We start from the raw sequence: 11798 nt of genomic DNA, 5'->3' as shown, positions 1-11798 counted from the left end.
CGCCTGCGGTTTGATGAGATGGCCTGATTGGCCAATTTCAACCGCTCGTGCGGGCCGTCCCCCAGTGTACGCCTGCGTTAACGAGATAAGAGGAGAATCAAGGGATGAAGATCAAGAATGGCATACTGGCGGTAATCGCAGCACTGGCGGCGGGTCATGTTTCGGCGGCAACCCTGCGACTCGAATGCGGTGCGCCGGGGCCGGGCCAGGATGTGTGCATGACCTCGGCCAAGGAATGGGCCAAGAAGACCGGCAACGAAGTGCAGTTCGTCGCCACCCCGAACGATTCGAACGAACAGCTGGCGCTGCTGCAGCAATTGCTCGGCAGCGGCTCGGACAAGATCGACGTACTGCAGATCGACGTGGTGTGGCCCGGTATCCTAGCCAACCAACTGCTGGATCTGAAGCCCTACAGCAAGGGGGCGGAAAAGCAGCACTTTGCCAGCATCGTCGCCAACGACACCGTGGGCGGCAAGCTGCTGGCCATGCCGTGGTACATCGATACCGGCATGATGTACTACCGCAAGGACCTGCTCGATAAATACCACCTGAAGGCGCCGACCACCTGGGACGAGATGACCGCCGCCGCCAAGAAGATGCAGGACGCGGAGCGCACGGCCGGCAACGACAAGCTGTGGGGCTACGTCTGGCAAGGGCGTGCCTATGAAGGCCTGACCTGCGACGCGCTCGAGTGGGTGTCGAGCTTCAATGGCGGCACCATCGTCGACCCCAAGGGCAAGGTCACCATCAGCAACCCGAACGCGGCCAAGGCGCTCGACACCGCCGCCAAGTGGGTGGGCACCATCTCGCCCAAGGCGGTGCTGAACTTCTCCGAGGAAGAGGCGCGCGGCGTGTTCCAGTCCGGCAATGCGGTGTTCATGCGCAACTGGCCGTACGCCTGGTCGGTGATGAACCAAGACGGCAGCCCGGTCAAGGGCAAGGTCGGCGTGATGATGCTGCCCAAGGGCGGCAACGGCGGCCGTCATGCCGCTACGCTGGGTGGTTGGCAGCTCGCTGTGTCGCGCTACTCGAAGAACCCTAAGCTCGCGGCCGATCTAGTGATGTACCTGACCAGCGCGCAAGTGCAGAAGTATCGCGCCATCAAAGCCTCGTTCAACCCGACCATTCCGGCCCTGTATCAGGATAAGGACATCATCAAGGCCAGCCCGTTCATGGCCGAACTCTATCCCACCTTCGCCAGCGCGGTACCGCGCCCGTCCACCGTGACGGCCTCCAAGTACAACCAGGTGAGCAACCAGTTCTGGAACGCCACGCACGACGTGCTGTCGGGCAACGCCAAGTCGGCCGAGGCCCTGGCGCAACTGGACGGCGCGCTCAAGCGCCTCTCGCCGAGCGGCAGCTGGAAATAAATCCCCCTCAAGCATAAAGCTCTCGCCGCCGTGGTGCGGCGGGAGCGGTGGAGGTATCTCATGTCGAGCGAATCCCTTTCGCTGCACGGGCGTGCCCGTCGTCGTCCGGCGGACGCCGCCGAACCCGTTTCTTCCTTGCTGCGCCAGCGCCGCCGCCAGGCCTGGCTGTTGGTGCTGCCGGCGCTGCTGGTGCTGGCAGCCATCGCCGGCTGGCCGCTGCTGCGCACGATCTGGTTCAGTCTGACCAATGCGCAGTTGGCCGACCTGACGCAAAGCCAGTTCGTCGGCCTGGACAATTACATCGGTGAAAACGGTGTGATGCGCGATCCGGCCTGGTGGAGCGCGGTGGCCAACACGCTGGAGTTCTCAGTCGTATCGGTGACCCTGGAAACGCTGCTCGGGCTCGGCGTGGCCATCCTGCTCAATACCCCGTCACGTGTGCGCAGCCTGTTGCGTGCCGCCGTGCTGGTGCCATGGGCGATACCGACTATCGTATCGGCCAAGATGTGGAGTTGGATGCTGAACGATCAGTATGGTGTGATCAACGTGATCCTGCAGCAGCTAGGGTTGATTGACCATCCGCTGGCCTTCATCGCCGATCCGGATCTGGCTTTCCCCACCATCATCTTGGTGGATGTCTGGAAAACGACCCCCTTCATGGCTTTACTGATGCTGGCTGCATTGCAGATGGTGCCTTCCGATTGTTATGAAGCCGCACGGATCGATGGCGTGCCGCGCTGGCGAGTGTTCCGCCATATCACGCTACCGCTGATCCTGCCTGGCGTGCTCGTGGCAATGGTTTTCCGCGCGCTCGACGCGTTGCGTGTGTTCGATCTGATCTACGTGATGACCTCCAACAGCCGGCTGACCAAGAGCATGTCCATCTACGTGCGCGAGCAATTGGTGGATTTCCAGCAAGTCGGCTTCGGCTCGGCCTCGGCAATCGTACTTTTCCTGCTGATCTCTATGTTCACACTTGGGTACATGGTTTTCTCTCGTCGCCGCATGCAAGGAGTGTGAGATGAAAAAGCTTTCTGTGGGAACGTTGCTGTACTACGTGTTGGTGGCGGTGGTGCTGGTGATCTGTCTGTTCCCATTCCTGTACACGATCGGTTCTTCGCTCAAGCGCGGCAACGAACTGTTCACCACATCACTATGGCCGGCGCATCCTTCGCTCGGCAATTACGCAACGCTGTTTCATGACCAGCCGTTCGGTGCTTATCTGTTGAACTCTGTTCTAGTGTCCGGCGGCGCCGTCGTGTTGTCGTTGCTGGTTTCTGTGCTGGCTGCCTATGCGCTAGGGCGGGTGCCTTTCCGCGGCCGCGGCGTGCTGATGATGTGCATCCTCGGTGTGTCGATGTTCCCGCAGGTGGCTATCCTGTCCGGCCTGTTCGAACTGGTGCGTTGGCTCGGACTGTATGACCGCCTCGGGGCACTGGTGCTGACCGACCTGATCTTTACGTTGCCCTTCACCATCTGGGTGCTTGTCACCTTCATGCGCGAACTTCCCAAGGAACTCGAGGAAGCTGCATTGATGGATGGCGTTGGCGTGTTCACGTTGATCTTCCGCATCTTCATGCCTCTGCTGCTACCGGCCTTGGCGGCCACATCGCTGCTGGCCTTCATCGGTGCCTGGAACGAGTTTCTGTTTGCGCTCACCTTCACTATTTCGCCCGAACAGCGAACCGTGCCAGTGGCTATGTCTATGATCTCCGGCGCCTCCAGCTTCGAGCTGCCGTGGGGCACCATCATGGCGGCCTCGGTGATCGTGACCGTACCGCTAATCTTTCTGGTGTTGGCTTGCCAGCGCCAAATCGTGTCCGGCCTGACTGCCGGAGCTGTCAAAGGATAAGACCCTATGGATAAGCAACAACAAGAATGGTGGCGCGGCGCGGTGATTTACCAGGTGTATCCGCGTAGCTTTCAAGACAGCAACGGCGACGGCATCGGCGATCTGCCGGGCATCACCGCACGCTTGGAACATATTGCCCGCCTGGGTGCCGAGGCGGTATGGATTTCACCGTTTTTCAAGAGTCCGATGGCTGACTTCGGCTACGACGTATCCGACTACTGCGATGTTGATCCGATGTTCGGCTGCTTGGCCGACTTCGACGCGCTGTTGGCACGCGCCCATGAGTTGGGCCTCAAAGTGCTGATCGACTTAGTGCTGAGCCATACCTCGGACCAGCATCCGTGGTTCCAGGAGAGCCGCGCCAGCCGCGATAACGCGCGGGCCAACTGGTACGTATGGGCCGACGCCAAGGCCGACGGCACGCCGCCCAACAACTGGTTGAGCGTGTTCGGCGGCTCATCCTGGCAATGGGACACGCGGCGCGAACAGTACTATCTGCACAACTTTCTGGCCAGTCAGCCCGACCTCAACTTCCACAACCCGCAGGTGCAGGAGGCGCTGCTCGACGTGGCGCGCTTCTGGCTCGACCGCGGCGTGGATGGCTTCCGCCTCGATGCGATCAACTTCGGTACCCACGACGCCCAACTGCGCGACAACCCGCCGCTGCCGACTGAGATGGAATGCCCAGGCGCACCGCGTAGTAACCCGTACACGCACCAGCGGCACCTGTACGACAAGACCCAGCCGGAGAATCTGCTGTTCTTGGCCCGCCTGCGCAAGTTGATCGACCAATACCCGGGCGCGGTGACCGTCGGCGAGATCGGCGACGATCTGCAATACCCCACGTTGGCGGCTTATACGCGCGGCAACGAGCACTTGCACATGGCGTATGTATTCACGCTGCTGACCGAGGAATGCCGCGCCCCCTACCTGCATCGGGTCATGGCCGAGTTTCTAGACGAGGCCGGCGATGCGTATGCCTGCTGGTCGCTCGGTAACCATGACGTACCGCGTATTGTCAGCCGGTGGGAACAGCTCGGCGGGTCAGCCGAGCTGCGGGGACGGTTGCTGTTGGCTTTCCTGCTATCGCTGCCAGGTGCGGTATGTATGTACCAAGGTGAGGAGCTAGCGCTACCGGAGGCCGAAGTGCCATACGAGCTGCTGCAGGATCCGTATGGCAAGGTGATGTGGCCGGAATATAAGGGGCGCGACGGCTGCCGCACGCCGATGGCGTGGGACGCTAGCGCTAATGGCGGTTTCAGCGACGGCATGCCGTGGCTGCCGGTGGCGGCGGAGCATATCGAACGGGCGGTGGCCGGGCAGGAAGCGCAAGTCGATTCGACGCTGGCATTTTATTGCCACCTGATCGAATGGCGCCGCGCCTACCCTGTACTGCGCCATGGCAATCTTCACTTGCTCCCGGCACATGAGCAAGTGCTGGCATTCGAGCGCGAGCATGACGGCGAACGCGTGCTCTGCGCCTTCAATCTGTCCGACCGTCCGGCCCGTTACGAGCTGCCGCTGCGTTGGCAGCTGGAACATCTGAACGAAGCTGGTTTCCAGGCCGAGACCGTCCTTGGCGCCATCGAACTGCCGCCGCTGCAGGCAGGCTTTGCCCGCATCGTGGAAGGAGTGTAAGTATGAGCACGATCCAATTATCCGGCGTCCAGAAAGGCTTCGGTGCCACGTCGGTGCTGTCCGGCGTCGATCTCACCATCGAGCAGGGAGAGTTCTGCGTATTCATCGGCCCGTCCGGCTGCGGCAAGTCCACCCTGCTGCGTATCATCGCTGGTCTGGAAGATCCGAGCGACGGCGACATCCGCATCGGCGGTGTCCGCGTTAATGACCTGGAGCCGGCCAAGCGCGACGTGGCCATGGTGTTCCAGAGCTATGCACTCTATCCGCACATGACGGTGAAGCAGAACCTCGAGTTCGGCCTCAAGCACCAGAAGCTGCCGGCGGCCGAGATCGACAAACGGGTGGCTGCGGCAGCAGAGTCGCTGCACCTGACCCCGCTGCTGGACCGCAAGCCAGGCGCGCTATCCGGTGGCCAGCGCCAGCGCGTGGCGATCGGCCGCGCCATCGTGCGCAAGCCCAAGGTGTTCCTTTTCGACGAGCCGCTGTCCAACCTGGACGCCGCGCTGCGCGTGAAGACCCGGGTGGAGATCGCCAAGCTGCACCGCGAGCTCAACTCGACCAGCATGATCTATGTGACACACGACCAGGTGGAGGCGATGACTCTGGCGGACAAGATCGTGCTGTTGCGCCCGCTCGCCGGTCAGGAGCACTTGGTCAGTATCGCCCAGGTCGGTTCGCCGCTGGAGCTTTACCACCATCCGGCCAACCGCTTTGTGGCCGGCTTCATTGGCTCGCCGTCGATGAACTTCATCGCCGGCAAGGTGGCTGCACTGGGCGATGGTGGAGTGGTGACAGATGTGGCCGAGCACAAGCTCAACGTGGCGGTCGTGCCGGGGGCGCTCAAGGCCGGTGATGCGGTGACGCTGGGCATTCGGCCCGAACATATCGAACTCGGCAGCGGTTCGCTTAGCGGGGAGGTGGTCCACGTTGAGCATCTGGGCGAACACGCCTACGTTTATCTCAATACCGCGCTGTCCAACCAGCCGCTGGTAGTCAAGAGCGCTCGCCACGACATCGAACTCGGCTCTCGGTTACGGTTCAGCCTGCCCACCACCAGCCTGCACCTGTTCGATCGCGACGACGTGGCGTTGCCGCGTTTGGTTGGCAAAGGCCGAATGGCCGCCCAGTTGATGGAGCTGTCGGCAGGTAAATAACTGCCCGTCCGGCGGATTCGGATGGATCGCCCTCTTGGGATGGTCCATCTAATTGCTTGGAAAGGCCATGGCTGTGCGCCGGTTGAATGATCTTTGCACATGAGGAGAGCCTGATGTCCAACTATAGTTTGGCATCGCTGCGAGTTGAGATCGATTCGATTAATGAAGAGATCATTCGTCACTTAGCCAAACGCTTCCACTGGCGGCACAGATTGGTGTGTTCAAGGCTCAGCAGCATCTGCCCCCAGTTGATTCCGAGTGTGAAGCACAGCAAGCCAATGTACGCAGAGCCGCAACATGGTGAAGGTCGTGACTCGGCACGTGTGGGAAGGCTTTACGATACCAACCGCTTGAGCGATGCCGGTAAGCGGATCTATGCGTGCCGGAAAGAAACCGTCGAACGCAGCTTTGCAGACGCCAAGGAACTTCATGGGCATCGCTATGCGCGCTTTCGTGGGTTAGCGCCAAGGTAATGGGGCAGTGCCTGCTATCAGCGACCTGTCAAAACATGAAGCAGATACCGCTGCTGCTGGCCCGCCGAGTGGTGGCTTTACTTGGAAGAATCCCGGGCCTCAAAGTGCCGATGAGGGAGTTGGCGTGGTTGCTGACGCAAATCATCCGGCATTGCTTCGCAATCCCGAGAAACGTCCGGTTGGCCTGATGAATCAGAAGGCAGCCAAAAAGACTGCCCCCCACCAAAAGTCGGGGGTACATCAACGGTCTGAAGCCGCCTAGCGGCGGCTTTCACAGTTGGCTGTGGGATGAGGGATTACTGACCATGCTGATGCATGGCGTGCAGGTATGCCTCATCAGCATTGCGCAGGCATACATCCTTCTGAAACTTGCTCATGTTGTCGCAGGCAAGCTTGGTAGCGATGTACTGTTCAGTCGCCTGATGCATTCCACCCGCCTGCTGGCACCCAGCTGCAACCGCCGGCCCCGCAAGCAAGGCACTGATGATCAAGCCGAACATTAGACCCTTGGTCATGGTGTGCTCCTTGGTTGATGATATGGGAATGGGTAATGACTTAGGCATAACTAACCGGTTATCAGCACTCTATTCCCGTGTTAGTTCGCATTTCAATTAAATACCATCTGGGGGCGCTAAATAAAGTTCGTGGCGGCAATCCGCGCATGCTCACGCGAAAGGGCTTTGTTATGTAATTCAAATTCGTTGCTTGAATCGAGCTTGATATACGAAAAAATTGCGCGCAGAGTGGCGAGATTTACCATCGTAATTGCTTTGTTTTGCGCATTGTTATGCCTTTGTGCAACAAAACTCTCCACCATCATCCACGCCATCGAGGCCAATATGCCGGCGGTGATTTACGGCAATGTGCTGAACGACGCTTTGATCGATAACCTGCCGGCCGGTTGCTGCGTGGAAGTGCCATGCCTGGTGGACGGCAGCGGCGTTCGCCCAACCCGCGTCGGCAAGCTGCCGCCGCAACTGGCTGCGCTGATGCGCACAAACGTCAATGTGCAAGAGCTCACCGTAGAGGCGGTGTTGACCGGCAAGCACGAGCACGTGTACCACGCAGCCATACTCGACCCGCACACGGCGGCTGAGCTGGATGCCGGACGCATCTGTGAGATGGTGGATGCTCTGCTGGAGGCGCACCAGCCGTATCTGCCGCCGGCATTTTTTGCATGAGCCCACGCCGCCCAGCCGCTGCAACAGCCGGGCGGCTGTTCGGGGGCAATAAGAAAGTTCCAAATGTCCAAACCGACCGCCACTCCGGGTCTTTTTCGGCTGACCTGGCCGATCCTGATTGAAACGCTGTTACACGTAGGCACTGGTACTGTCTCCACCTTGATGGTGAGCCGTTTGTCCGACCAGGCGGTTGGTGCGCTCGGCGTTGCCAATCAATTGCTGGCTATGGCCATCACCTTGTTTCAGGTCGTGGCAATCGGTTCGGTGGTGGTCGTGGGACAGCGTCTTGGCGCTGGAGACCGGGCTGCCGTACAACGCGCGGCGACGGTCGCTCTCGCTATCAATGCCTTGCTTGGGCTGGTGGTCGGGCTCGTGTTGGCCGGTATGGCGCCGAGCCTGTTGGCGTGGATGAATCTGCCAACCGCCATGCAGCCGGAAGCGGGGCTTTACCTGCGAGTGGTCGGAGCGGGCATTGTGACGGAAGCGCTCATGTTGTCTCTGTCGGCTATTTTGCGCGCACATGGCCATGCTCGTGACGGGATGGTGGTGACCTTTGGCGTTAATGTGCTGGTCATGCTCGGGAATGCATTGCTGATCTTCGGCTTGGCTGGGTTACCCAAGCTCGGTGTCCTGGGCGCAGCCTTGTCGACCCTTGGTGGACGTGCCGCAGGCCTGATCGCGTTGTATTGGCTATTCCGCCGCCGGCTCGGCTTTGCTCCATCACGCCGCTACATCGAATCGGACTGGCGTAATCACCTTGCCCGGATTCTGGCGATCGGCTTGCCGGCTGCAGGCGAAATGTTGTCGTGGAGCGGAATGTTCGCGCTGGTGACCAGTTTTACCGCGCGGCTTGGGCACACCGCGCTGGTGGCGCAATCCTATACCTTGCAGATCGTATGGCTGATGGTGACCTTCGTGCAGGCGCTCGGAGCGGCCACCGAGATCATCACAGCTCATCTGGTGGGGGCCGGCAATTTGAACGAAGCCTATCGCCAACTTTTGCGCAGCCTTCGGCTGGGCTTAGGCGTGACGCTCCTACTGGCCGGGCTGGTCACCATCGGCGGGCGTACCTTTATCGGCTGGTTCAGCCAGGATGGCGAGGTGATTGATTTGGCCGGCCATGTATTGGCATTGTCGCTGCTGCTGGAAACCGGGCGGGTTTTCAATATGATCGTTATCGGCGCACTGCGCGCCGCCGGCGATGCACGTTTTCCTTTCCACATGGGGTTGGTTTCTATGTGGGGAATTGCCGTGCCATTGGCCTGGTTGTTTGGTTTAAAGCTCGGTTGGGGACTGGTGGGGATCTGGCTGGCTCTGGCGGCAGACGAATGGATACGTGGTTTGACCATGCTAGCGCGCTGGCGTAGCCGGGCTTGGGTTGGGAAGGCTTTGGTTCATGGGCAGGGGTGATTTACCTTGCTGGCAGAGAGTCCAGGCCCTGCCGGCTTCTAGCCTGATCCCCCGGTCTCCAGGTTGGTGATGAGAGGTCTTGTTGATGCAAGTCACACCCTGCTTGATGTGACCATAAATCGTCACTTTCACATATTGCCGGGAAGAGTATTTTATATTTGAGGTAAAAATGATGAATTCCTTACCTGTTTTCGTCTCTGCTGGCGAAGCATTGTCAGACATGATCCGCACGGGGGCTAATACCTGGAAGAGTAAGGTGGGCGGTGCCCCCTGGAACGTGGCACGTATCATGGCCAGTTGGGGCGTTCCTTCTGGATTTGCCGGAGCGGTGAGCCTCGATTGCTTTGGCGAAGAACTGGCAGCCTGCAGCCGTTCGGCCGGTTTGGATACTCGCTTCCTCCAACAGGTCGATGCGCCTCCGCTTTTGGCCATGGTGCATAAGGTGCATCCTCCAGAATATTTCTTCATCGGGGAGAACAGTGCCGACCTGCACTTCACACCCGAAGCATTGCCATCAGGATGGATGGAATGTGTGCGTTGGGTGCATATGGGGGGCATTAGTTTGGCTCGTCCTCCCCTCTCCAATAAATTACTGGAAATGGCACATGCCCTGAAAGCATCGGGGGTATGTATCAGCTACGACCCGAACTTCCGTACAGTCATGGATGAGCGCTATGATTTCGTATTCCAAGAAATGACGAAATTGGCCGATGTGATCAAGGTTTCCGACGAAGACCTGCATGGCCTATTCCGACATCATGATGCGACTGCTGGGCTGGCTACATTACGCACTTGGAATCCTGAAGCGATGGTGTTGTATACGCTAGGTGCAAAGGGAGCCCATTTGTATACCGCGCAAGCAGCCGCATTTATGGCACCGCCCAGCATTGAGGTAATCGACACGGTGGGTGCCGGCGATGTCAGTATCGGCGGGTTGCTATTCAGCTTGCAACATCACGCCGACCGCACGCTAGAAGAGCATTTGGCTTTTTCGGTCGCATCTGGCGCGGCTGCCTGTTTGCAAGCGGGGGCGAATGTGCCAGATATGAAGGTTGTCGAGCGGCTGTTTGCCAGCTTGATCCAGGAGTCAGTCGAAGGGCCGGATAATCAGGGCGTCCGCACTCGGGCGTCATAAAGCAGTAAGCCCGAGCAGCCTCGCCCGGGTATCGTCATCCCAAGCTGCCGCCTTGCGCTTCAAGCGCATGCTCATCTTGCCGTTTCTCCCCATCGGCACCGGCCGGACCAGGTTCAGCACGATCTTCCTCAGTAAAGACAGGTTCTGCGGTGCGTGGTCCTTGCGCACCGTGCAGGCATCCTCGCCAAAGCCGACGTCCATCACCCAGTGCAGTTGGTTCTCGATCCCCCAATGGGCACGCACCACCTGCGCCAGTTCTTTGGCATTCAGCTCGCGGGAACAGATGTAGTAACGACGTTCCCATTGCGTCGGCTTGTCGCCGACCTGTCGCCTCGAGTCGATCACGCCCACCGTCCGACACCCCGGCCACGCCTCGGTATCGACCCAGCCTGCTGCTGGAATGACCCGCGCCAACTGCACGACCTGACGGCCATGTGAGGTATCGACAGTCTGGTGCGGCTCCCGTTTGTCGCCGCACTCGATCACCGCCGCCTCCACCGCCTGCAGCAACGAAGGCTGGTTGCCTTTGACTGACAGCAAATAGTCGCCACCCTGCTGACGGATTTGCGCGGCGATATCGCGCTGGCAGCCCATGGCATCGAGGCTGACCAATAACCCCTGGAGATACAGGCTTTCCAGAAGGGTCGGAATCGCCGTGATCTCGTTGCTCTTGTTGTCGACCTTCTCCTGACCTAGCACCAACCCCAGCCGGGTCGCAAAGGCGCTAACCATGTGGATGGCCTGCTCTTTGCCACTTCCAGAACCCCGCAGGGTCTTGCCGTCGATGGCGATCGTGTCACCATGCAGCGCAGGCAGGATGCCAGCCGTCCAGGCCCGAAATGCCGCCTCGAATTGCCTGGGGTCGATCAGCCGGAAGAGGCGCAGAAAGGTGTCTTCCGACGGGATGCCATTCTTGAGCTTCAGGAAGCGGCGCAGCCAATCCTGCTTGTAGCGTGCCCAAGCCACGATGTCCTCAAAGGTATCGACATCTGACAGAACGGCACAGATGGCGATGACCAGAATCTCGCGCAAGTCATGCAAGGTGCCATTGCTTGGGTTACGGGGATCTTCAATTTGTTCAAGGGCTTGCATCAGGCTGATTCCGGGCGCGTTCACGTACTGGCGAGACAAAAGCCGTGAAGTGAACACCAGACGCTGTCGCCGAGCAAGGCGAGTCGACCTGGTTCAGTCATTTATGTCATCCGAGTGCGGAGGCCCTGGCCGGATAATCAGGTGCAGATTGTGGTGTAGCAGGGAGCTAACAACTGTTACTTGAAATTTGCTCCTAGTTGTTTATAACTGCCCACTATGAGCAATCAATATCGAATCAATGAGTTCGCCAAGCGTATCGGTCGAGCGACCAGCACGGTTCGCCGCTGGGAACGAGAAGGCAAACTGACGGCTAAACGGATGCCGTCGGGACACCGTTATTTTGACGAGTCGGATGTTCGCACCATACTAGGTGGTGCACCGGAACGTCGGCTGACGGTGGTGTATTGCCGGGTGTCCCGCGCCGGTCAAAAGGATGATCTGGAATCTCAGATCAAGGCGATGGAAGCGTATTGTCTGGCCGGGGCCATTGCTG

Annotated in this window: 11 protein-coding genes and 1 pseudogene; 10 read left to right on the top strand and 2 right to left on the bottom strand. The window is 59.5% G+C overall.

Annotation, left to right across the window (positions count from 1 at the left end):
* The first annotated feature begins 104 nt into the window (after positions 1-104).
* The 6 genes and pseudogenes from QU481_RS16545 to QU481_RS16520 all read left to right on the top strand — a co-directional run.
* A complete protein-coding gene (locus tag QU481_RS16545) occupies positions 105-1370 on the top strand; it encodes an ABC transporter substrate-binding protein (RefSeq protein ID WP_289831136.1) in 1266 nt (421 codons plus the stop codon).
* A gap of 60 nt (positions 1371-1430) precedes the next feature.
* A complete protein-coding gene (locus QU481_RS16540) occupies positions 1431-2390 on the top strand; it encodes a carbohydrate ABC transporter permease (RefSeq protein ID WP_289831135.1) in 960 nt (319 codons plus the stop codon).
* 1 nt (position 2391) lies between these two features.
* On the top strand, positions 2392-3222 hold the full coding sequence (locus tag QU481_RS16535; RefSeq protein WP_289831134.1) for a carbohydrate ABC transporter permease: 831 nt from the start codon (positions 2392-2394) through the stop codon (positions 3220-3222).
* 6 nt (positions 3223-3228) lie between these two features.
* Positions 3229-4860 carry an alpha-glucosidase family protein gene (locus QU481_RS16530; RefSeq protein ID WP_289831133.1) on the top strand — a complete coding sequence of 544 codons (1632 nt, stop codon included), beginning with the start codon at positions 3229-3231 and terminating at the stop codon, positions 4858-4860.
* Between the two features lie 2 nt (positions 4861-4862).
* Positions 4863-6014 (top strand): ABC transporter ATP-binding protein, encoded by a 1152-nt coding sequence (locus QU481_RS16525; RefSeq protein WP_289831132.1) that lies wholly within the window; start codon positions 4863-4865, stop codon positions 6012-6014.
* A gap of 273 nt (positions 6015-6287) precedes the next feature.
* Positions 6288-6675 (top strand): annotated as a pseudogene (locus QU481_RS16520) (transposase); the annotation flags it as partial.
* Positions 6676-6783: 108 nt separating this feature from the next.
* On the opposite strand, the gene QU481_RS16515 reads toward QU481_RS16520, so the two are convergent.
* Positions 6784-7002, bottom strand: coding sequence for a hypothetical protein (locus tag QU481_RS16515; RefSeq protein ID WP_289831131.1), 219 nt, complete (start codon positions 7000-7002; stop codon positions 6784-6786).
* A 201-nt stretch (positions 7003-7203) separates the two neighbouring features.
* Here QU481_RS16515 and QU481_RS16510 point away from each other — a divergent pair, with 201 nt between their 5' ends.
* The 3 genes from QU481_RS16510 to QU481_RS16500 all read left to right on the top strand — a co-directional run bounded on the left by QU481_RS16510 (position 7204) and on the right by QU481_RS16500 (position 10213).
* The gene (locus QU481_RS16510) at positions 7204-7668 is read left to right on the top strand and encodes a family 4 glycosyl hydrolase (protein WP_289831130.1); all 465 of its coding nucleotides are present in this window, start codon (positions 7204-7206) and stop codon (positions 7666-7668) included.
* A 63-nt stretch (positions 7669-7731) separates the two neighbouring features.
* Positions 7732-9078, top strand: a complete 1347-nt coding sequence (locus QU481_RS16505; protein WP_289831129.1) for an MATE family efflux transporter — start codon at positions 7732-7734, stop codon at positions 9076-9078.
* Positions 9079-9247: 169 nt separating this feature from the next.
* Complete coding sequence (locus QU481_RS16500; protein ID WP_289831128.1) at positions 9248-10213, top strand: carbohydrate kinase family protein; 966 nt, start codon at positions 9248-9250, stop codon at positions 10211-10213.
* Here the strand turns inward: QU481_RS16500 and QU481_RS16495 are convergent.
* A complete protein-coding gene (locus QU481_RS16495; RefSeq protein WP_289831127.1) occupies positions 10208-11305 on the bottom strand; it encodes an ISAs1 family transposase in 1098 nt (365 codons plus the stop codon). The two genes, QU481_RS16500 and QU481_RS16495, sit on opposite strands and share 6 nt — an antisense overlap.
* A gap of 216 nt (positions 11306-11521) precedes the next feature.
* Here QU481_RS16495 and QU481_RS16490 point away from each other — a divergent pair.
* On the top strand, positions 11522-11798 hold a 277-nt coding region (locus QU481_RS16490; protein ID WP_289831126.1), incomplete at its 3' end, for a MerR family transcriptional regulator.

The organism is Crenobacter oryzisoli, from assembly GCF_030385785.1.
In the GTDB taxonomy this organism is placed as follows: Bacteria; Pseudomonadota; Gammaproteobacteria; order Burkholderiales; family Chromobacteriaceae; genus Crenobacter_A; species Crenobacter_A oryzisoli.
The sequence above is the reverse complement of the archived record's forward strand: the minus strand, read 5'-3'. Positions and strand labels throughout refer to the sequence as shown.